The sequence below is a fragment of the Sinomonas notoginsengisoli genome, assembly GCF_021554725.1.
GTDB classification, from domain to species: Bacteria; Actinomycetota; Actinomycetes; order Actinomycetales; family Micrococcaceae; genus Sinomonas; species Sinomonas notoginsengisoli.
In genome coordinates this window covers 163831-183479 of the sequence record NZ_JAIZDP010000005.1, presented here as the reverse complement: position 1 = coordinate 183479, position 19649 = coordinate 163831, and the positions used below count along the sequence as shown (strand labels likewise).

Sequence of the window (19649 nt, the reverse complement as noted above, 5' to 3'; positions counted from 1 at the left end):
TTGGCCTTGGAGACCTCACCGAAAGGACATGACATGGAGTACACCGAGGCACACCCGCTGACCCTGACCCAGAAGTCCTCGTGCGCCTGCGGGGAGCACGACGCCGAGGGCTTCCCCGAACTCGATGTGCGCGTCATCCCCCACGCCATCCGCCACGCGACCATCTTCGGTGCACTCGACTCCCTCGCTGTCGGCTCCGGACTCGTGATCGTCGCCAACCACGCCCCGCTCCCCCTCCTGGCCCAGGTCGAGCAGCGCTACCGCGAGGGCGCCTTCGACATCTCGTTCCTGGCCGAAGGGCCCGAGGAGTGGAAGGTGCAGTTCCGCCGGGAGGCCTGAGCCGGCGCGATTGACTCCCGGGGTCACCGGACCTACGCTCAATTCACCAGCTGATGAATTGAGCGTCCCTTCCCCCGGGAGTCAGTCATGCCACAGGGTGCCCACGCACACGCCGCCCCCACACCACCGGCGGTCGAGGCGGACCGCCTCTCCGTCCGCATCCGCCGCGCGCCCATCCTGCACGAGCTCAGCTTCAGCGTCCCAGCCGGCCGGGTCACTGGCCTGCTAGGGCCCTCCGGCAGCGGCAAGAGCACGCTGATGCGCTCGATCGTCGGGGTCCAGCGCCTCGGGGGCGGCACCCTGACCGTCCTCGACCAGCCGGCAGGCTCAGCCGCCCTCCGCCGCCGGCTGGGCTACATGACCCAAGAGGCAAGCATCTACCGGGACCTCACCGTCTTGGACAACGTGCGCTACTTCGGCGCCCTGCACGGCCGGAGCGCGGCCGATGCACGCGCGGCAGTCGACGCCGTCGGCCTCACCGACCTCGCGAAGCGGACGGCGTCTGATCTCTCGGGCGGCCAGTTCAGCCGCGTCTCCCTCGCGTGCGCGCTCGTCGGAGACCCCGAGCTCCTCATCCTCGACGAGCCCACAGTGGGCCTCGACCCCGTGCTGCGTGTGGACCTGTGGGACCGCTTCAAAGCGCTCGCAGACGGCGGAGCGACGCTCATCGTCTCGAGCCACGTCATGGAAGAGGCGAGCCGCTGCGACTCCCTCCTCCTGCTGCGCGAGGGCCGACTCCTAGCCCAGCTCACCCCCGACGCCCTCCGCGAGCGGGGCGGGAGCAGCGATCTGGAGAAGGCCTTCCTCGGCATCATCCGCGCCGACCTCGAACGCCAGGCGGCCGGTCTCCCCCTGCCGGCGAAGGAGCATGCGGCATGAACCCCCGGATGCTCTGGGCGACCACGGCCAGAGTCCTGACCCAGCTGCGCCACGACCATCGCAGCCTCGCCATGATCGTCATCGTGCCCTCGGCGCTGCTGGCGATCGTCTACTGGCTCTACGAGAACGAGACGCTGCCGCCCGGCGTGCCGCGCACGTTCGACAGGGTGGGCCTGATCATGCTCGCGATCTTCCCCTTCATCGTCATGTTCCTGATTACTTCGATCACCATGCTGCGCGAGCGGACCACGGGAACCCTCGAGCGGCTGATGACCACGCCTATCCACACCGCGGACCTCCTGTTCGGTTACGGCATCGCCTTCTCCCTGATGGCCGCGCTCCAGTCGGCGATCGCCACCGGCGTGGCGTACTGGGTCTTCAACCTCGACATCAAGGGCAACGGCGGCTACGTGGTCCTCGTCGCTGTGGTCAATGCGGTCCTCGGCGTGGCTTTGGGCCTCTTCTGCAGTGCCTTTGCCCGCACCGAGTTCCAGGCGGTGCAGTTCATGCCCGTCGTGGTGATCCCTCAGATCCTGCTCTGCGGGCTGTTCGTGGCGCGGGACCGGATGAACGATGCCTTCCAGACCGTCTCAGACTGGATGCCGTTGACCTACTCGGTCAATGCGCTTCAGGAGATCGCCAAGAACACGGACGCCACGGACGCGATGTGGCGGGACTTCGGCACCATGGCCAGCATCGTCCTGGGACTGCTCGTCCTCGCCTCGTTCACCCTGCAGCGCAAGAGCTCGTGAGCCGGCGGGTCACATGGCCAGACGGGGCAGGCCCGACGACGGCGGGGACCGCCGCGCGCGGATCGTCGCCGCCGCGGCCCGCCTCTTCGCCGAGCAGGGCTTCGACGGCGTAAGCCTGCGTCAGGTAGCCCGCGAGGCCACAGTCGATCCGGCGCTCGTGCACCACTACTTCGACGGCAAGGAAGACCTGTTCTCGGCGGCGGTCTCCCTTCCCGCGGACCCGGGGGACCTTCTGGCCACCCTGGACCCGAGCATGTCCGAAGGCCGCGGGCGGTACGTTGCCCACGCGGTCATGCAGCTGTGGGAGGGGCCCCAACAGGCCGTGCTGAGCGCATTCCTCCGCACAACCCTCGGCTCGACGACGCGCACGAGGCTCCTCCGCGACGTCGTGCGGCGACGCATCCTCTCCCGCGTGGCAGAGGGCCTGCCTTATGACGACGGCGAACGCGAACTCCGCGCGGCCCTCGCCGCGACACAGGTGGTCGGCTTCATCATCGCCAGGTACGTCGTGAAGCTCGAGCCGATCGCCTCACTTGCCCCCGCCGAGGCCGAGGCTCTGCTCGCCCCGGCTGTCGAGCGCCACCTCACCGCGCCGCTGCCCTGACCTGGCCCCTGCGGACGGCCTAGAACAGGACCGTTGCGAAGGTGCCGACCTGCTCGAAGCCCACCCGGCGGTAACTCGCTCGGGCCTTGTAGTTGTAGTCGTTCACGTAGAGGCTCACGATCGGCGCGAGGCGCCGCGCGTGCTCGACGACCGCGGCCATGCCGCCGTGGCTGATCCCCTTCCCCCGCTGGGAAGGCGCCACCCAGACTCCCTGGACCTGGGATGCCTCGGGGGACACGGAGCCCAGCTCCGCCTTGAACACCACCGATCCATCCGCCCCGAACCGCGCGAACGAGTGGCCCTCGGCGATGAGCTGGCGCACTCTGCGGTAGTAGTTGTCGCTTCCCCCGGTCACCGGCGAGTAGCCGACCTCTTCCTCGAACATCGACACGCACGCGGGCGCAAGCGCGTCGAAGTCCTCGACTCTCGTGCAGCGCACGAGTGGATCTGCCGGAAGCGCGGGTGCGCCGTCCATCGCCAGAAGCGGCTGGTGCGTGCGAACGTCCCTCGCGGGCTGCCCAGACAGCTCGGCGAAGATGGCGAGCGTGGCCTCGGCCGGTCCGAAGATGGACGCGAAGCGGCGCCGCGAGTGGCGGATGAAGTCCGCATAGGCGCGGGCGTGTGCCGCAGGGACCTCGACCGGGACGATGTTGGCACCGAGCCAGCATGCGCTGGCGAGCTGTCCGTCGCCGTCGAACGTCCCAAGGATCTCCGCCCCCGTGGCGGACACGGCGGCGCGGCCGTGCGCCGCGAGGTGCGACGCTACGAACACGTTCGCCACCGGGTCCGTGGCAGCGAGCTCGGCGAGGGCAGGAGTGTCCTCGTCGGTCAGCCTGCGCACGGCCCGTGGCGCGGGTCCGCTACGAGACGCTGACCACGGGGCCGCCCTGGACAGAATCTTCGCCACCGGCCTCCCCCATCTCCTCGGCGATCTTCATCGCCTCCGCGATCAGAGTCTCGACGATCTGGCTCTCGGGCACGGTCTTGATGACCTCGCCCTTGACGAAGATCTGGCCCTTGCCGTTCCCGGAGGCAACGCCCAGATCGGCCTCGCGTGCCTCGCCGGGGCCATTCACGACGCAGCCCATGACGGCCACGCGCAGCGGGACCTCCATGCCCTCGAGTCCGGTCGTGACCTCCTCGGCGAGCTTGTACACGTCCACCTGGGCGCGCCCGCAGGACGGGCATGAGACGATCTCGAGCTTGCGGGGACGCAGGTTGAGCGACTGGAGGATCTGGATGCCCACCTTGACTTCCTCGACCGGCGGGGCCGAGAGGGAGACGCGGATCGTGTCGCCGATGCCCTGGGACAGTAGCGCCCCGAACGCCGTGGCGGACTTGATGGTGCCCTGGAAGGCCGGCCCGGCCTCGGTCACGCCCAAGTGCAGGGGCCAGTCCCCGCGCTCGGCGAGGAGTTGGTAGGCGCGCACCATGACGACGGGGTCGTTGTGCTTGACCGAGATCTTGAAATCGTGGAAATCGTGCTCCTCGAACAGGCTCGCCTCCCACAGCGCGCTCTCGACGAGCGCCTCCGGGGTCGCCTTGCCGTACTTCTGCATGAGCCGAGGGTCGAGGGAGCCCGCGTTGACGCCAATCCGGATGGACGTGCCGTGGTCCTTGGCCGCCTGCGCGATCTCCTTGACCTGGTCGTCGAACTTGCGGATGTTGCCCGGGTTGACACGCACTGCCGCACACCCAGCCTCAATCGCGGCGAAGACGTACTTGGGCTGGAAGTGGATGTCCGCGATGACCGGGATCTGCGACTTCTTCGCGATGATCGGCAACGCCTCGGCGTCGTCGGCCGAGGGGCAGGCCACGCGGACGATGTCGCATCCGGCCGCCGTGAGCTCGGCGATCTGCTGCAGGGTCGCGTTGATGTCCGTGGTCGGCGTGGTCGTCATGGACTGGACGCTGACCGGCGAGTCGGAGCCGACGCCGACCGAGCCCACCCTGATCTGCCGGGTCTTGCGCCGGGGGGCGAGGACGGGCGGCGGGGCGTCTGGCATTCCGAGGCTGACCGAGGTCACTGGGTGGCTCCTTTGGGGTACTGCTGGTGAGGGTTGGGGCGGCGGGGCGGGCTGGCTCAGACGCTTGCAGCTCAGACGGTTGCAGCTCAGACGGTCGCGGCGTCGGCGAGGCGGCCGATGATGGGGTTCCACTCCGGCGCCTGCGTCTCGGCGACGAGGGACGCCTTCTGGAACGGGTCCTGGGCCAGGAGGGCCTCGAGCGCATCGCGGCTGTCCGCCTGGAAGATGAGCAGGGCCTTCGAGCCGTCGCCCACGGGCCCGCTTGCGAGCAGGTCACCGGCCTCGGCGCGCTCGCGCAGCCAGGCGCGGTGCGCCGGGCGCACCTCGTCGAGGCGGGGGGCCTCCTGGGGCGCGGAGACGTAGCGGTATTCGACGGCGAAGACAGTCATGGGTCCAGACTATCTCCCGATGGGCCGGCGCCGTGCCTCAGCCGAACAGCTTGACGGGCTTGACGATGTCCGCATAGATCAGCAGCGCGCTCATGCCGATCAGCACGCTCGCCACGACATAGGTCAACGGCAGGAGCTTGGCGATGTCGAAGGGCCCCGGATCCGGGCGCTTCCGCCAAGCCGCCACGCGCCGTCGGACGCCCTCGTAGAGCGCGCCTGCCACGTGCCCGCCGTCGAGCGGCAGGAGCGGGATGAGGTTGAACACCGCGAGGGCGAGGTTGACACCCGCGAGGATGCCGAACAGGGTGGCGACGCGGGCCTGAAGAGGGATCTCCTCCATCGCGGCGACCTCCCCGGCCACCCGCCCCACTCCGACCACGCTGATGGGGCCATTCGGATCGCGCGGCTCGCTGCTGAACGCCGCCTGCCCCACCGCGATCACGCGGGCCGGGAGATTCACGACGACGCCGGTCACCTGGGCGATGCTGTCCCCGACCGCGGGCAGCACGCTCGAGGCAGGCTGAGGAGCGAGCGCCTGGCGCGAGCCGATGCCGAGGAAGCCGGCCTGGACCGTCTGGTACGAGCCGTCCGCGTTCTTGACCGCCTGGCCGTTCGGGCCGATCACGGGCCGCTCGCTCAGGACGGGCGTGACCTTGGCGGTCACCTCCGAGTCGCCGCGCTTGAGCGTCACCTCCACCTCCCGGCCCGAGGAGGAGCGGATCCACGTGGTGAGCTGGTCCCAGCCGGTGACGCGCTGCCCGTCGAACGCCACGATCGTGTCCCCGGGCAGGATCCCGGCCGAGGCCGCGGGCGTCTTGGTGCATGTGTTCGGGTCGGTGTTCTGGCTGGTGTCCGGCCCCGCGTTCTGGCCGGCGCTCTGGGTGACCATGCATGCGGAGACGGTGGCGACCTGGGTGGTGGGCTGCGGCGTGCCGAAGCCCATGAGGAGGATTGCCGTGAACAGGACCCCGAGGATGATGTTCATGGCGGGGCCGCCGAGCATCACGATGACCTTCTTCCACACCGGCAGCTGGTAGAAAAGCCGGCCGTGGTCCTCGGGACGGACCTCCTCGTGGGCCTGGTCACGCGCCGCCTCGGCGAGGCTCTGGAACATCCCGGTGCTCGAGCGGCGCACCGACCCGTCGCGGGCGTTGGGCGGGTACATCCCCACCATGGCCACATAGCCTCCGAGCGGGAGCGCCTTGACGCCGTACTCGGTCTCACCGCGCGTGAAGGAGAACACTGTGGGGCCGAACCCGATCATGTACCGCGTCACGCGGACCTTGAAGAGCTTGGCAGGCAGCAGGTGCCCCACTTCATGCAGGGCTATGGACACGGCGATGCCCGCGGCGACGAAGAGGACGCCGAGGATGAACAGAACGGTTGGATTCACAGGTGCTCCTAGGACTTCTGCATAGCCAAACGCTCGTTGGCCCGCGCGCGTGCCCATTCCTCGGCAGCAAGGACGGAATCAACAGTGAGTTCCGAGGAACCTTGATGCTCGGACAGGACGGCCTCGACCGTGTCGACGATGTCGAGGAACCCGATCCTGCCCTCATGGAACGCCTCGACGGCCTCCTCGTTGGCCGCGTTGAAGACCGCCGGGAACGTCGTGCCCTGCATCGCGGCGTCGCGGGCGATCTCCACCGCCGGGAACGCGCTCGCATCGAGCGGCTCGAACGTCCACGCGGTGGCCTGGCTCCAGTCACACGGGCGCGCCACGCCGGGCACCCGGTCCGGCCAGCCGAGCCCCAGGGCGATCGGCAGCCGCATGTCCGGGGGGCTCGCCTGCGCGATCACCGAGCCGTCGGTGAACTGGGCCATCGAGTGCACCACGGACTGGGGATGCACGACGACGTCGATCGCGTCGAGCGGGACACCGAACAGGAGGTGGGCCTCGATGAGCTCGAGGCCCTTGTTCACGAGGGTGGCCGAGTTGGTGGTGACGACCTTGCCCATGTCCCACGTGGGGTGGTTGAGCGCCTGAGCCGGGGTCACGCCGGCGAGCTCGGCGCGGGTCCGGCCACGGAACGGGCCGCCGGAGGCCGTGAGGATGAGTTTCTCGACCTCGTCCGCGCGCCCGGCACGGAGGCATTGCGCGATGGCGGAGTGCTCGGAGTCGACGGGCACGATCTGACCGGGCGCGGCGGCGGCCGTCACGATCGATCCGCCCACGATGAGGCTCTCCTTGTTCGCGAGCGCGAGGGACGCGCCGGACGCGAGGGCCGCGAGCGTCGGGGCGAGCCCGATGCTGCCGGTGATGCCGTTGAGCACGACGTCGGCCGGTCCGGCCGCGCCGCTCCATGCGGCGATGCGTGTGGAGGCCTCCGGACCGGAGTACAGCTGGGGCGCGTAGCCCGCCGCACCATGGGCGGCCGCCTCGCCGTCGATAAGCACGCGCAGCTCGTCCAGGCTGCCCGACGCGATGCCGACGGCTTCCGCGCGGGTGCGGACGGCCTGGGCGGCGAGGAGCCCCGGGTTCCCCCCACCCGCGCTCAATGCGGTGACGCGGAACCGGTGCGGCGCACCGTCGACGACGTCCAGCGCCTGAGTGCCGATGCTGCCGGTCGAGCCGAGGATGACGACGGAACGCTGTGTCTCGTGGGCAGGCTCGGGACCGGAATTCTGCATAGGCCAAGTATCCCTTACCGTCAGAGCCTGCCGATGCCGTTGGCTACCGCGAGCAGCGCCCCTGCGTAGGCGATGAGGATCACGGCACGCCGGACTGTCTCCCCGGCGACGCGCCGGGCGAGCACGTCCCCGACCACGATCCCGGCCACCATGGAAACGAACACGGCGAGCCACTGCCAGCCCTCGAGGCTGGGCCAGTGGCCACCAGTGGCGAAGACCTTGGCGAGCAGCGATGTGGTGCCCGTGGTGATGAAGTACGGCTGCAGGGTCGCGCCGAAGGTCCGCTGGTCCCAGCGGCTCAGCACGGCGTAGGCGGTGACGGCGGGACCGCCTACGGCTGCGGCCGCGTTCATGAGTCCCGAGGTGAAGCCGCTGGCGGCCATCACGCCGAGGCCGTCCCAGCGGCGTCGTGCCCGGGCCACGAGCTGGGAGGCGACGAGGGCGACGATCAGCGTGGCGCCGATCCCGATCTCGAGCGGCGCAGCCGGGACGCGGCTCGCGAGGTAGGCACCGAGCGCGATGCCGGCGAACCCGGGGACGATGAGGCCCACGTAGCGGCCCCACTGAACATCACGCCATACGCGGGACAGGATGAGCAGGGACGACGCCGCGCCGCACGCGTTGATGATCATGACGCCGTCGAGCGGTCCGAGCAGCACCACGAGAATGGGCGAGACGACGAGCCCGAACCCGAGTCCGGCGACCCGCTGTGCCATCGCGCCGACGACGACGGCGGTCAGGACGAGGGCAAACATCCTACGATCCTAGGGGAGCCGCGGGAGCGACGCTGCCGGAAGTTGCGTGAAACCGGGGCTGCAGGACTCGCACCGGCGCCCGCAATGCGCCAGCATGGAAGCATGACTGAGATCAGCACGATCGAACTCGATGAGCAGCCGACCGCCGTGGTGCGCGCCACCGTGACGATGGACGAGCTGCGGGGCTTCTTCGACGGCGTCTTCGGCAAGGTGGTGGCCGCCGTTCAGGAACACGGCAGCCGCGTGACAGGTCCGCCCTTCGCCATGTACCACGGCATGCCCGCCGAGAGCATCGATGTCGAGGCGGGCTTCCCGGTCTCCGGAGCATTCGCAGGCACAGAAGACGTCAACGCGAGCGTCCTCCCGGGCGGCCGGACGGTCCACACGACGCACGTAGGGCCCTACGACGCCCTGCCGGACACCTACCGCACGGTGACGAGCTGGATGGAGGAGCAGCAGCTCACCCCGGGTGCCAGCATGTGGGAGGTCTACCTCAGCGATCCCAGCGCAGAGCCCGATTCCGCCACGTGGCGCACGGAGCTGTACTGGCCGGTGAGTGAGAGCTCATCCCCCACCGGCGCCGGGTGACTCAGTCGGCGCGGTGCCGGCTGCGCCCCACCACCGTCTGGGCATGGCGCAGGATGGGCCCGTCGATCATCTTCCCCTGATACTGGAAGACGCCTGTCCCCGCCGCCTCGGCAGCCGCGAGGAGCGCCTGAGCGGCCTCGACCGCCTCCGCCGTGGGCGCATAGGCCGCACGGACGGCGGCAACCTGGTTGGGGTGGATGCACGCCTTCGCGGCGAAGCCGGAGGCGACGGCGTCGGTGGCCTCGGCGGCGAGCCCGTCCAGGTCCGGGATGTCGGTGTAGACCGCGTCGATCGCTGCCTTGCCGTGCGCGCCAGCGGAGAGGAGCACCGATGAACGGGCGTGGAGGGCAACGGCCCGGTACGCGCCGTCCTCCCCCCGGCTCGACGTGCCGCCGAGAGACGCGACGAGGTCCTCGGCGCCCCACATGAGCGCGACAGCGTTCGGCTCTGCGGCGATCTGTGGCGCCGCGAGCACCCCGGCAGCGGTCTCGCACAGTGCGATCACTCGGTAGGCGCGCAGGAGGGCGAGCTGCCCGGCAGACTCGGCCTTGGCGAGCATGACCGTACGGTAGGCCGTGGCTTCGAGGGCATCGAGGTCCGCCTCGAAGTGCGCCGAGTCCGCGGAGTTGACCCTCACGATCGTCCGCACGGGATCGAGCGGGACGTCCGCGAGGTTCCGGCGCGCGTCTGCCTTGGCCTCTGGGGCGACCGCATCCTCGAGGTCGAGGATCACGGCGTCGGCGCGCGCAGCCGCCTTCTCGAAGCGCTCCGGCCGGTCTGCGGGGCAGAACAGGATCGCGGGGCCCATCGCGAACTCGGACACTGCGAAGCCAGGCAGGGCGAACTCAGTCACTGGGTGTGCGCTTCCTTGGTCCAGATGAGGCACGAGCGGCGGGCCCGCGCCACGACGGTTCCATCCTGGTTGCGCCCAGTGTGCTCGAACGTCACAATCCCCTGGCCAGGGCGTGAGGCCGAGAGGCGCTTCTCCACGACGGTTGTCTCGGTGTAGAGCGTATCGCCATGAAAAAGCGGGTGCGGGAACGCGACATCCGTGAGGCCGAGTTGAGCCACGATCGTGCCCTGTGTCAGCTGGTTAACGGACTGGCCCACCATCGTCGAGAGGGTGAACATGGAGTTCATGAGCCGCTGCCCGAAAGGCTGACCAGCGCTCCAGGCGGCGTCGAGGTGGAGCGCTTGGGTGTTCATGGTCAGGGTCGTGAACAGGACGTTGTCCGCCTCCGTGAGCGTCCGGCCCGGGCGGGCCGCGTAGACCACGCCCTCCTCGAGCTCATCGAAGTACAGGCCGCGTTGGACGACGACGCGCGGCTCCCCCGCGTCGTCGCCTGCCTGAGGCTGGGGCTGGCTCGGCTCAGGGCTCGTTGTCATGGATCTCCACTTCGAGCTCCGCGGCAGTGGCGGCGACCACCTGCTCCTCGGTCACCCCCGGGGCAAGCTCCCGCAGGACGAGCACGGCCGCCCCGGCGCTCGGCTGCATGCCGGCACCCACCAGTCCAGCGTCCCCCTCTCGGACCACGTCGATCACCCCCAGATCGGTGATGATGCGGTCCACGCAGCCGCTACCCGTGAGGGGCAGCGTGCACTCGGGCAGGATCTTGGGGTTCCCGTTCCGGTCGGTGTGCTCCATCATCACGATGAGGCGCTTGGCGCCGAACACCAGGTCCATCGCCCCGCCCATGCCCTTGACCATCTTGCCGGGGATCATCCAGTTGGCGAGGTCCCCGTCGACGGAGACCTGCATGGCCCCGAGGACCGCGACGTCCACGTGGCCGCCGCGGACCATTCCGAAGGAGGTGGCGGAGTCGAAGTACGCGGCGCCCTTGTTGACCGTCACGGTCTCCTTGCCGGCGTTGATGAGGTCCGGGTCCACCTCGTCCTCGCGCGGGTACCGACCGGTGCCAAGGATCCCGTTCTCGGAGTGCAGCACCACCTCGACTCCGTCGGGGATGTAGTTCGGGATGAGCGTGGGCATCCCGATGCCCAGATTGACGTACTGGCCGTTCTCGAGCTCCTGGGCCACTCGGGCGGCGAGCTCATTGCGGGTCCACGGCATTATGCAACCCCTTCCGAAGCCGACACTGTCCTCTTCTCGATCCGCTTCTCGCTGTGCGGGCTTCCGGCCGGCACGTGCACCACGCGCTGCACGAAGATGCCCGGCAGGTCAATGTGCTCGGGATCGAGCTCGCCCGGCTCCACGAGCTCCTCGACCTCGGCGATGGTGATCCTCCCCGCCATGGCACACAGCGGGTTGAAATTCATCGCGGTCGCGTGGAACACGAGGTTGCCATGGCGGTCGGCCGTCTGCGCGTGGACGAGCGCGAAGTCCGGCGTGAGCGATTCCTCGAGCACGTACTGGGCGCCGTTGAAGGTGCGCACCTCCTTCGGCGAGGACGCGAGCGTGACGTTCCCCTCGGCGTCGTACATCTGCGGCAGCCCGCCCTCGGCTACGAGCGTGCCCACCCCCGCCGTCGTGTAGAAGGCGGGGATGCCGGCGCCGCCGGCCCGCAGCTTCTCCGCGAGCGTGCCCTGCGGGGTGAGGACCACCTCGAGCTCGCCCGCCAGGAACTGCCGCGCGAACTCCTTGTTTTCCCCTACATAGGAGCTGATGGTCCGCGCTATTCGTCCGTCGGAGAGCAGGACGCCCAGGCCCCAGTCGTCCACGCCGCAGTTGTTGCTGATGGTGGTCAGGCCGCCGGTGCCCTGTTGGTGCAGGGCGTCGATGAGGGCCACGGGGATCCCGCACAGCCCGAAGCCGCCGACGGCGAGGGACGCGCCCTCCCCGATGTCCGCGACCGCCTCCTCGGCGCTCGCCACTACTTTGTCGATCACTGTGCCTCCTGACCTCGATGTCCCGTATGCAGCAGTCGCTGTGACCTACGCTACAGCCCAAGCTCGCGTGCGATCAGCATGAGCTGCACCTCGGTGGTGCCCTCGCCGATCTCGAGGATCTTCGAATCCCGGTAGTGCCGGGCCACGGTGGATTCGTTGATGAACCCGTAGCCGCCGAACACCTGGGTGGCGTCGCGGGCATTGTCCATCGCCGCTTCCCCCGCCACCATCTTGGCGATCGCTGCCTGGGTCTTGAACGGCTTGCCCGCGAGCATGCGGGCCGCGGCGTCGTAGTAGGCCAGACGTGCCGTGTGGGCGCGGGCCTGCATGCGGGCGATCTTGAACTGGATGCCCTGGTACTTGCCGATGTTTACCCCGAAGGCGGTGCGCTCCTTGGCGTACCTAACCGATTCGTCCACGCAGCCCTGGGCTGCGCCGGTCGCGAGGGCAGCGATGGCGATGCGGCCCTCGTCGAGGATGGAGAGGAAGTTCGCGTAGCCGCGCCCGCGGACCCCGAGCAGGTTCTCCTCGGGGACGCGGGCGTCCTTGAACGAGAGGGGGTGGGTGTCCGAGGCATTCCAGCCGACCTTGTTGTAGGCCTTCTCTGCGCGGAATCCGACCGTGCCGGACGGGACGATGATCGTGGAGATCTCCTTGCGCTGGCTTCCGTCACCGCGGTTCTCGATGCCGGTCACTGCGGTCACCGTCACGAACTTCGTGATGTCCGTCCCCGAGTTCGTGATGAATTCCTTGGAGCCGTTGATGACCCACTCGCGCCCCTGGGTGGTCTCCTCGAGACGGGCGGCGGTCTTGGTGCCGCCGGCGTCGGAGCCCGCCCCGGGTTCCGTGAGACCGAACCCGGCCAGCGCACGGCCGGCGGCGAGGTCCGGAAGGAGATCCTCCTTCTGCTGCTGGGTCCCGAAGCGGTGGATCGGCATCGCACCGAGCGAGACGCCTGCCTCGAGGGTGATCGCGACAGACTGGTCCACGCGCCCGAGCTGCTCGAGGGCCAAGGAAAGTGCAAAGTAGTCACCGCCCATGCCGCCGTACTCTTCCGGGAAGGGGAGGCCGAACAGGCCCATCTCGCCCATCTGGGCGATCACCTCATACGGGAAGCTGTGCTCCTCGTCGTGCTTCCCGGACACGGGCGCCACAACCTCGTCGGCGAACTCTCGGACGGTGTCGGAGAGCTCCTGGTACTCGTCGGCGAGCTGGAAGTCCATGGTTCAGTCCTCTGTGGTGGCTTCGTGCAGTGGGGCTTCGTGGGGGTTGACGGTGGCGACGACCTGGTCCGCCTTGACCAGAGCGCCCGCGGCGACGTGGAGCTGCACCGTGCCCGGCAGGGCCGCGACGAGCTGGTGTTCCATCTTCATCGCCTCGACCGAGACTAGCGGCTGGCCGGCCTCGACGCTCTGGCCCTGCTCAACGGCCACCGAGACCACCGTCCCCGGCATGGGTGTGCGGACATCGGGGTCCGCTTCACCGTCGTGCCGGTGCATGGTGGCCCGGACCCGCTTGAGCCTCTCCGCTCGGTCCAGGACCGGCAGTGGGACGGACCATCCGCCGTCGCCGAGGAACACGGTCCCCTCCCCCACGCCGTCCGTGCTGAGCACCCACGCGAAGCGGCGCTGCTCGGCACTGCCATCGCCTGCGGCGAGATCGAGCACGACGGCGTCCGCGCCCTCCCGCCGCAGGCTCGCCTTCCGCTCGGGTCCGCGGACCGCACCCTCGCCTGAGCCCGTCTCCACCCGCACGACGGCGGCCCACGGTTCGGGCGGTCCGCTCGCCGCGATCTCACGCGCCACGGCACCGGCGGCCGCCGCCACGTGCACGGTCGCGACTCCGCCGTCCGGTGTTCCGAGCGTCACCCGGAGTGCGGCGGGCGATCCGAGGCGCCACGAATCTAGGCCCCATGGTCCCGGCGCAGGTGCGCCGGCCGCTCGCGGCTGGTGCGCGCCGTCGTGCGTCCCAGCGTGGCGCCCGTCGAGGGCGAGCAGTGCGGCGGCGACGTACTCGCCCTCGCCCGGCTCCCGGAACTCGAGCCCGCCGAGCCGGCGCTCGATGAGGGTGGTGTCGAGGTGGCCGGCCTGGACGTCCGGATCCGCGAGGAGGAGGCGGAGGTACTCGATGTTGGTGGCGACACCCAGGACGGTGTACTCGGCGAGCGCGGCGTCGAGGGCCCCGAGGGCCTCGGCCCGGTCGCGGCCCCATGCGATGCATTTGGACAGCATGGGGTCGTAGTCGGATCCGATGGTGAGGCCGGCTTCGAGGGAGCTGTCGACGCGAACCCTCACACCGCCGTCATGCGCGGCCTCCAGCGAGCCCGGCTCGTGCAGGAGCTCGATCCGGCCGGTGGCCGGGAGGAAGCCCCGGCCGGGGACCTCGGCGTAGACGCGGGCCTCGACCGCGTGGCCCTCCAGGCGGATATCCTCCTGGGCCAGTCGCAGGGGCTCCCCTGCCGCGATGCGCAGCTGCTGCTCGACCAGGTCGACCCCGGTGACCATCTCCGTGACCGGGTGCTCCACCTGCAGGCGGGTGTTCATCTCCATGAAGAAGAACTCCTGGGGCGCCTCGTCCGAGACGAGGAACTCCACCGTGCCGGCACCCACGTACCCGACCGAGCGGGCCGCCTCGCAGGCGGCCGCCCCGATCCGGGCCCGGGTCTGCGCGTCCAGCAGGGGCGAGGGGGCCTCCTCGATGACCTTCTGGTGCCGGCGCTGCAGAGAGCACTCGCGCTCGCCCAGGTGAATGGTGTTCCCGTGCATGTCGGCCAGGACCTGGACCTCGATGTGGCGCGGGGACCGGATGAGCCGCTCAAGCAGGAGCGTGTCATCCCCGAACGCGGCAGTGGCAACGCGGCGGGCAGTGGCCAAGGCCGTGGGCAGGCCCGCGGCGGACTCCACCGCGTGCATGCCCTTCCCGCCGCCCCCGGCGGAGGGCTTGATCAGCAGCGGGTACCCCACGCCATCGGCCCTCGCGGCCAGCTCCTCGTCCGTCAGCCCCGGCTCGGACACCCCCGGGATCACAGGCACCCCGTACCGGGCGACATGGTTCTTGGCCCGGATCTTGTCCCCCATCACGGTCAGCGCCTCGACCCCGGGCCCCACGAAAACGATGCCCGCCGCTGCCAGCGCCCGGCCGAAGGCCTGGTTCTCGCTCAGGAACCCGTAGCCGGGGTGGACGGCCTCGGCACCGGTGGCGCAGCACGCCTCCACAATGGCCGGGATGCTCAAGTAGCTCTGCGCCGCCAGGGCGGGACCGATGCGCACCGCCTCATCGGCCTCGCGGACATGGCGGGCGCCGGCGTCGGCATCACTGTAGACCGCCACCGAGGCGATCCCGAGCCGGCGGAGCGTCCGGATCACCCGACAGGCGATCTCGCCACGATTGGCCACGAGGACCTTGGCGAAGAGGGCCACGTTCTCCATCCGGCCTCCAGGGAGCTGAGAGGACACCACTCCAGTTAGTGGTGGCTAACTAAGATCTAAGTTAATGTGGACTAACTTTGATGTCCAGCATGGGAGGGACATGGGCGAGCCATCCACTCACCGGGTCAAAGCAAAGGCCGAGCGCCGGCAGGCCATCCTCGACGCCGCCGCGGGCCTCTTCGCCGCCCAGGGCTTCGCAGGAGTGTCCCTCGAGGACCTCGGCGCTGCGGCAGGTGTGAGCGGGCCAGCGATCTACCGCCACTTCGCCGGCAAGCAGGCCGTGCTCGGGGCCCTCCTCGTGGGGGTCAGCGAGGAGCTCCTCGCCGGAGGCGAGCGGGTGGCGGCAGCGGAGCACGACGAGGGTGCCCGCCTCCGTGCGCTCGTGGACTTCCACGTCGATTTCGCACTGCGGCGACCGGACGTGATCCGCGTCCAGGACCGAGACCTCCCCTCGCTTGCAGAGGAGGACCGTGAGCGCGTACGCGCCCTCCAGCTCGCCTACGTGGACGTGTGGGTAGGCACGCTGCGGACGCTACACCCGGGAGAAAGCGCAGCCGAGCTGCGGCTGCGGGCACAGGCGGTCTTCGGCCTCATCAACTCCACGCCCCACTCAGTGCGCCGGCATGGGGGGCGGGTCGCAGCGGCGTCCGCACGGGCCCTGCTTACGGCAATGGCCTCCGTCGCGCTCGCGGTGGCGAAGGCTCCCGATGGCCCGTGAGCCCGAGGACGCTAGCCGACCACCACTCCTGACCACGGGTACCAGATGAGCCTGCCCCCCTGGAAGTCCGATTCCCGGCCGCCGGGGACGGCGTACTCGTCACTGATCGGGTAGCCCAGCTGGCCGCGCTCCCAGTTCATTGCGGCCCACTGTTCGCGGATCCCACCGTGCACCTCATGGGCACCGGTCGACGGTGACCAGAAGATGGACGACCCGCTGGAGCCGGTGAAGTGGTTGTAGCGGCCCACGCCGTCGGCCGTTCCCAGCTCGTCCGTGGTGGGGTACCCCATGAAGCTGAGAGCACCGCCCAGCTGCAGCCATTTGGCGCGGATGCCGCCGTGCACCTCGTGCGCCCCTGACGAGGGGGCCCAGTAGATGGACGACCCGCTCGAGCCCGCAAAGTCGTTGAACCGCCCCACGCCATCGCCCGTGCCCAGCTCATCAGTCGTCGGATAGCCCATGAAGCCCAGCGCCCCGCCAGCCGACATCCATGTGGCGCGGATCCCCCCGTGCACCTCGTGCGCCCCGGTCGACTGCGACCAGTAGATCGAGGACCCACTCGACCCCGTGAAGTCGTTGAACCGCCCCACGCCATCGCCCGTGCCCAGCTCATCAGTCGTCGGATAGCCCATGAAGCCCAGCGCCCCGCCAGCCGACATCCATGTGGCGCGGATCCCCCCGTGCACCTCGTGCGCCCCCGTCGACGGCGTCCAGTAGATCGAGGACCCGCTCGACCCCGAGAAGTCGTTGAACCGCCCGACACCGTCGGATGTCCCCTGCTCATCGGTCGTCGGGAAGCCGAGGAAGCCACCCGCGCCCCCCGCGTCCGCGTACTGCAGGTAGATCCCGCCGTGCACCTCGTGCGCACCCGTCGCCGGCGACCAGCAGATCACGCCCCGCTGGTAGTCCTGGCACTTGCCAACACCGACGGTGTACTCCGCAGAGGTCGCAACACCGAGGGCCGACCAGAGATTGCCTCCGCCGACCTGCTGTGCCTTGATCGCGATCGGGTCGTCGACTCCGTTGCCGGTCAGCATGACCTCGAGGGCTCCCTGCCCGTCATCGGACGTGATCAGGTAGTAGGTGCCTGTGGTTCCTGCCTGGCCGGCCGCTGTCGGGGTGAAGGTGACGCTCTGGTAGACCGACTGGCCGGCTGGCAGGACAAGCCCTTCAGCAAGAGGAGTCGTCGTCGAGAACACCCCGAGGGGCGCCTTCGCCTTAGTAATGGTGAGTGGGATGTTGCCCGTGTTCTTGATCTGGAAGGAGCGGGTCGAGGAGGCACCGACGGGGACGTCACCGAAGTCCAGCGACGCCGGCAATTGAAGGTGCGATGCTCCCGATACAGCTGTAGCGGTGATGGGCACTGTGACGCCGCCAAGGTTGCTGGTCACGACGAGCGAATCGCTGACCGCGGCCGTGGTGGTGGGGCTGTAGCTGACCGAGACCGGGACAGACGCAAGCGGCTGTATCTGCTGTCCCACGGCCGGAAGGGTGCTTGGGTCGACGGTGAGGCTACTGGTCGCCGGCTGAGCTACGCCCGTAATCGTGACGACCGTTGTGCCCGTGTTGACGATGTTGACGGTATGGCGGCTGATCGACTGCGTCGGCACGTCGGTGAAGGTCATGGCGGACGGCGTGGCGCCGAGGCCGTCCTTGGTCCCGATCGCGTGGACGCCCAAGAGGTCTGTTTCGCCGTCCGAGGTCGTCACCGAGAGGTTGCCGTTCGCCTGTCCGGCGACGGTCGGCGAGAAGGTGACCGGAACGGCAAGTGTCCCACCTGCAGGCAGCGTCACGGGCAGCGCGGGGGCAGGCGAAATTCCGAACGGTGCGGCCGAGGTAATCGCGGTGATCGTCACCGGGCGCGCTGCGGTGACGGTGACGGTGCCGCCGCCGACGGCTCCGACCTGGGCCTGGCCGAGGTCGGTACCTGTGGCGCCGACGGCAGCGTGGGTTGGTGACCCGAAGCCGTAGACATGGCCGTCACGCGTTCCGACGTACACGTGGCCCCCGTCCGTGGCAACCGACGAGAACTTGGCCGCGGTTCCGATCGGAGCCGCGAAGACCTGCTGAAGGGCGCCGGTAGCGTCCGGGATCGCCCGGTAGGCTCGGAGCTCCGCGCTGGATCCACTGCCATTGGCCGCGTACACCACCCACACGAGGGCGGATGATCCGTCGGTCCCAGTCGAGGTGACAACAGGCGAACCCGAGGAAAAGCCGAAGGTGCCCGTGGACGTTCCGACGGCGGCCAGGCTCACCCCTCCCGTGCTGCCCGGGACGACCCGGAACGCGCGCAGGTACCCGCTGCTCTCTACTTGGTAGAGATATCCGCCCTGGCTCGTGCCGAGGAACGCCTGACGGCCCCACACCCCGTTGTAGGGACCAGCCTTGTCAAGCACCGCATCGGTTCCGCCAGCTCCCTGGGCCATGCCGCCCAGATGGTCACGGTCCAGAAGGTACACCTGCCCAGCTTTCCCGACCTGGGTGGCGAGGTGAGGGTGCGCCGGTGTGCCGTAGCCGTCGGGGATCGCCAAGGGGCTGCCGGAGCCGAGATCCGCATCATCGGTGTTGAGCCTCGCGTTGTTCGCCGGGCTGAAGAAGTCAGTCGCAGTGAGATTGCCGTCGCTGCCCACGTTCAGCCGGACCACCGACTCGGCGAGCGTGGTCGGCGGCGTTGTGCCCGGACCGGGAGGCGGCGCAATGCCGTTCCCGGAGGTGAACAGGATCTGACCAGGGCCGTCCGAGGCCAGTCCGCCGCCAGACTGCCAGATGCCGCCACCTGCGTTGCTCGTACCCGATTCCGTCGCCCACATCGTCGTTTGACGTCCGCTCGTGGACACGCCCACGACATACCCGACATAGGGGCTGTAGTCACAGTGTCCACCGAAGGCCGCGTACACCACACCGCCCAGGAGAAGCAGCGCGGGACGCTGCATCTCGGTCATCGCGTTGAAGGGTCTGGTGGGGTCGTTGGTCGGAGCACCGTCGATGAGCACGGGGAAGCCCGCACGCTCCGCACCCGTGGTGACGTCGAGCGAATGCATGTACCAATGAGGGAGCTGAGGACTCGCTCCGTCATTCGTCTTCGCCATGAGCAAGACGCTGCCGGTCGCCGGATCGTAGACCGGTGTCGACGTGACACCGATGTTCGGCACGAGGTCACCGCAGCCCACCATCGACGCCGGCCAAGAGGGCCCCAGGGAGCGCTGCCATGCGACTGCGCCGGTGGTCCCGTCGAGTCCGTAGACCTGATTATTCTCGGTGGCCGCGATAACGGTCCCGCCGACCACGAGGGGCTGCGCATAGACCTGCCCGTCCACGGCCGTGGAGAAGAGCTTGCCGAACGTCGAGGATCCCACCGAGGATGGGGTCAGCGCAGGCTCATTGTTGTCCCACGCTGTGCGCATCGGGCCGACGGCGATCGTCCCGACGTCACCCGAGGCTGCCTGGCCGACGAGCAGCGCGACGAGCGCGAGCACCGCAGCCAGCAGCAAGGACCCCGGGCGCCAAGAGCTGCGGATGGACCGCCCCCTAGCACCCGGGGTACCGCGCCGTGATGTTTTCCCTGCCCGACCCTGTGCAGTCCGCCCCATCTTCGAGCTCCCTCCCCCAGTCCGCCCGCGCGAAAGCGGTTCACTACGGGTGAGCATATAGGCGGTGCAGAGGCAGGCAAGTGACTTTGGTACTCGTATTTG

At 69.3% G+C, this 19649-nt stretch carries 19 protein-coding genes; 6 read left to right on the top strand and 13 right to left on the bottom strand.

All coding sequences use genetic code 11. From position 1 onward, the window contains the following. The first annotated feature begins 33 nt into the window (after positions 1–33). The 4 genes from LF262_RS10820 (at position 34) to LF262_RS10805 (ending at position 2574) form a co-directional block, all read left to right on the top strand. Positions 34–339: a DUF2249 domain-containing protein gene (locus tag LF262_RS10820; protein WP_235780369.1), complete on the top strand. Its 306-nt coding sequence runs from the start codon at positions 34–36 to the stop codon at positions 337–339. A gap of 87 nt (positions 340–426) precedes the next feature. Next, a complete protein-coding gene (locus tag LF262_RS10815) occupies positions 427–1218 on the top strand; it encodes an ABC transporter ATP-binding protein (protein WP_235780368.1) in 792 nt (263 codons plus the stop codon). An 8-nt stretch (positions 1219–1226) separates the two neighbouring features. Then, entirely contained in the window at positions 1227–1970 is a 744-nt protein-coding gene (locus LF262_RS10810) for an ABC transporter permease (protein ID WP_372462769.1), read from the top strand. A 13-nt stretch (positions 1971–1983) separates the two neighbouring features. After that, positions 1984–2574 (top strand): TetR/AcrR family transcriptional regulator, encoded by a 591-nt coding sequence (locus LF262_RS10805; RefSeq protein WP_235780365.1) that lies wholly within the window; start codon positions 1984–1986, stop codon positions 2572–2574. Between the two features lie 19 nt (positions 2575–2593). On the opposite strand, the gene LF262_RS10800 is transcribed toward LF262_RS10805, so the two are convergent. From LF262_RS10800 to LF262_RS10775, 6 genes are all read right to left on the bottom strand, one after another. Continuing rightward, positions 2594–3415, bottom strand: a complete 822-nt coding sequence (locus LF262_RS10800) for a GNAT family N-acetyltransferase (protein WP_235780364.1) — start codon at positions 3413–3415, stop codon at positions 2594–2596. Positions 3416–3434: 19 nt separating this feature from the next. Next, positions 3435–4601, bottom strand: a complete 1167-nt coding sequence (gene ispG / locus LF262_RS10795; RefSeq protein ID WP_235780363.1) for a flavodoxin-dependent (E)-4-hydroxy-3-methylbut-2-enyl-diphosphate synthase — start codon at positions 4599–4601, stop codon at positions 3435–3437. Positions 4602–4687: 86 nt separating this feature from the next. Further along, the gene (locus LF262_RS10790) at positions 4688–4990 is read right to left on the bottom strand and encodes a YciI family protein (protein WP_235780362.1); all 303 of its coding nucleotides are present in this window, start codon (positions 4988–4990) and stop codon (positions 4688–4690) included. A gap of 37 nt (positions 4991–5027) precedes the next feature. Continuing rightward, the gene (locus LF262_RS10785; RefSeq protein WP_235780361.1) at positions 5028–6383 is read right to left on the bottom strand and encodes a M50 family metallopeptidase; all 1356 of its coding nucleotides are present in this window, start codon (positions 6381–6383) and stop codon (positions 5028–5030) included. An 8-nt stretch (positions 6384–6391) separates the two neighbouring features. After that, positions 6392–7621: a 1-deoxy-D-xylulose-5-phosphate reductoisomerase gene (dxr, locus tag LF262_RS10780; protein ID WP_235780359.1), complete on the bottom strand. Its 1230-nt coding sequence runs from the start codon at positions 7619–7621 to the stop codon at positions 6392–6394. A gap of 20 nt (positions 7622–7641) precedes the next feature. Beyond that, the gene (locus LF262_RS10775) at positions 7642–8376 is read right to left on the bottom strand and encodes a sulfite exporter TauE/SafE family protein (RefSeq protein ID WP_235780357.1); all 735 of its coding nucleotides are present in this window, start codon (positions 8374–8376) and stop codon (positions 7642–7644) included. Positions 8377–8478: 102 nt separating this feature from the next. On the opposite strand from LF262_RS10775, the gene LF262_RS10770 reads away from it, so the two are divergent. Continuing rightward, on the top strand, positions 8479–8964 hold the full coding sequence (locus LF262_RS10770) for a GyrI-like domain-containing protein (protein ID WP_235780356.1): 486 nt from the start codon (positions 8479–8481) through the stop codon (positions 8962–8964). A 1-nt stretch (position 8965) separates the two neighbouring features. Here LF262_RS10770 and LF262_RS10765 read toward each other — a convergent pair whose 3' ends face one another. Genes LF262_RS10765 through LF262_RS10740 form a run of 6 tightly spaced genes read right to left on the bottom strand, consistent with a single transcriptional unit; the run spans position 8966 to position 15239 of the window. Further along, positions 8966–9772 carry an HpcH/HpaI aldolase/citrate lyase family protein gene (locus LF262_RS10765; RefSeq protein WP_268933801.1) on the bottom strand — a complete coding sequence of 269 codons (807 nt, stop codon included), beginning with the start codon at positions 9770–9772 and terminating at the stop codon, positions 8966–8968. A 41-nt stretch (positions 9773–9813) separates the two neighbouring features. Continuing rightward, complete coding sequence (locus LF262_RS10760) at positions 9814–10350, bottom strand: MaoC family dehydratase (protein ID WP_235780354.1); 537 nt, start codon at positions 10348–10350, stop codon at positions 9814–9816. Next, positions 10334–11035 carry a CoA transferase subunit B gene (locus LF262_RS10755; RefSeq protein ID WP_235780353.1) on the bottom strand — a complete coding sequence of 234 codons (702 nt, stop codon included), beginning with the start codon at positions 11033–11035 and terminating at the stop codon, positions 10334–10336. Before LF262_RS10755 ends, LF262_RS10760 begins: the two co-directional genes overlap by 17 nt. Next, the gene (locus LF262_RS10750) at positions 11035–11811 is read right to left on the bottom strand and encodes a CoA transferase subunit A (protein WP_235780352.1); all 777 of its coding nucleotides are present in this window, start codon (positions 11809–11811) and stop codon (positions 11035–11037) included. The genes LF262_RS10755 and LF262_RS10750 overlap by 1 nt, the downstream gene beginning before the upstream one ends. A gap of 50 nt (positions 11812–11861) precedes the next feature. Next, positions 11862–13034 (bottom strand): acyl-CoA dehydrogenase family protein, encoded by a 1173-nt coding sequence (locus LF262_RS10745; RefSeq protein WP_235780350.1) that lies wholly within the window; start codon positions 13032–13034, stop codon positions 11862–11864. A gap of 3 nt (positions 13035–13037) precedes the next feature. Next, a complete protein-coding gene (locus tag LF262_RS10740) occupies positions 13038–15239 on the bottom strand; it encodes an acetyl/propionyl/methylcrotonyl-CoA carboxylase subunit alpha (protein ID WP_235780348.1) in 2202 nt (733 codons plus the stop codon). A gap of 100 nt (positions 15240–15339) precedes the next feature. Here LF262_RS10740 and LF262_RS10735 point away from each other — a divergent pair, with 100 nt between their 5' ends. Then, positions 15340–15957 carry a TetR/AcrR family transcriptional regulator gene (locus LF262_RS10735; RefSeq protein ID WP_235780346.1) on the top strand — a complete coding sequence of 206 codons (618 nt, stop codon included), beginning with the start codon at positions 15340–15342 and terminating at the stop codon, positions 15955–15957. 11 nt (positions 15958–15968) lie between these two features. On the opposite strand, the gene LF262_RS10730 is transcribed toward LF262_RS10735, so the two are convergent. After that, positions 15969–19448 carry an Ig-like domain-containing protein gene (locus LF262_RS10730; protein ID WP_235780345.1) on the bottom strand — a complete coding sequence of 1160 codons (3480 nt, stop codon included), beginning with the start codon at positions 19446–19448 and terminating at the stop codon, positions 15969–15971. Positions 19449–19649 lie beyond the last annotated feature (201 nt).

What these genes read in the sequence shown, in the direction of transcription:
- LF262_RS10820 (WP_235780369.1), top strand. Translation starts at nt 34, where the DNA reads ATGGAGTACACCGAGGCACACCCGCTGACCCTGACCCAGAAGTCCTCG.
- LF262_RS10815 (WP_235780368.1), top strand. Translation starts at nt 427, where the DNA reads ATGCCACAGGGTGCCCACGCACACGCCGCCCCCACACCACCGGCGGTC.
- LF262_RS10810 (WP_372462769.1), top strand. Translation starts at nt 1,227, where the DNA reads ATGCTCTGGGCGACCACGGCCAGAGTCCTGACCCAGCTGCGCCACGAC.
- LF262_RS10805 (WP_235780365.1), top strand. Translation starts at nt 1,984, where the DNA reads ATGGCCAGACGGGGCAGGCCCGACGACGGCGGGGACCGCCGCGCGCGG.
- LF262_RS10790 (WP_235780362.1), bottom strand. Translation starts at nt 4,990, where the DNA reads ATGACTGTCTTCGCCGTCGAATACCGCTACGTCTCCGCGCCCCAGGAG.
- dxr (WP_235780359.1), bottom strand. Translation starts at nt 7,621, where the DNA reads ATGCAGAATTCCGGTCCCGAGCCTGCCCACGAGACACAGCGTTCCGTC.
- LF262_RS10775 (WP_235780357.1), bottom strand. Translation starts at nt 8,376, where the DNA reads ATGTTTGCCCTCGTCCTGACCGCCGTCGTCGTCGGCGCGATGGCACAG.
- LF262_RS10770 (WP_235780356.1), top strand. Translation starts at nt 8,479, where the DNA reads ATGACTGAGATCAGCACGATCGAACTCGATGAGCAGCCGACCGCCGTG.
- LF262_RS10765 (WP_268933801.1), bottom strand. Translation starts at nt 9,772, where the DNA reads ATGGGCCCCGCGATCCTGTTCTGCCCCGCAGACCGGCCGGAGCGCTTC.
- LF262_RS10760 (WP_235780354.1), bottom strand. Translation starts at nt 10,350, where the DNA reads ATGACAACGAGCCCTGAGCCGAGCCAGCCCCAGCCTCAGGCAGGCGAC.
- LF262_RS10755 (WP_235780353.1), bottom strand. Translation starts at nt 11,035, where the DNA reads ATGCCGTGGACCCGCAATGAGCTCGCCGCCCGAGTGGCCCAGGAGCTC.
- LF262_RS10745 (WP_235780350.1), bottom strand. Translation starts at nt 13,034, where the DNA reads ATGGACTTCCAGCTCGCCGACGAGTACCAGGAGCTCTCCGACACCGTC.
- LF262_RS10740 (WP_235780348.1), bottom strand. Translation starts at nt 15,239, where the DNA reads ATGGAGAACGTGGCCCTCTTCGCCAAGGTCCTCGTGGCCAATCGTGGC.
- LF262_RS10735 (WP_235780346.1), top strand. Translation starts at nt 15,340, where the DNA reads ATGGGCGAGCCATCCACTCACCGGGTCAAAGCAAAGGCCGAGCGCCGG.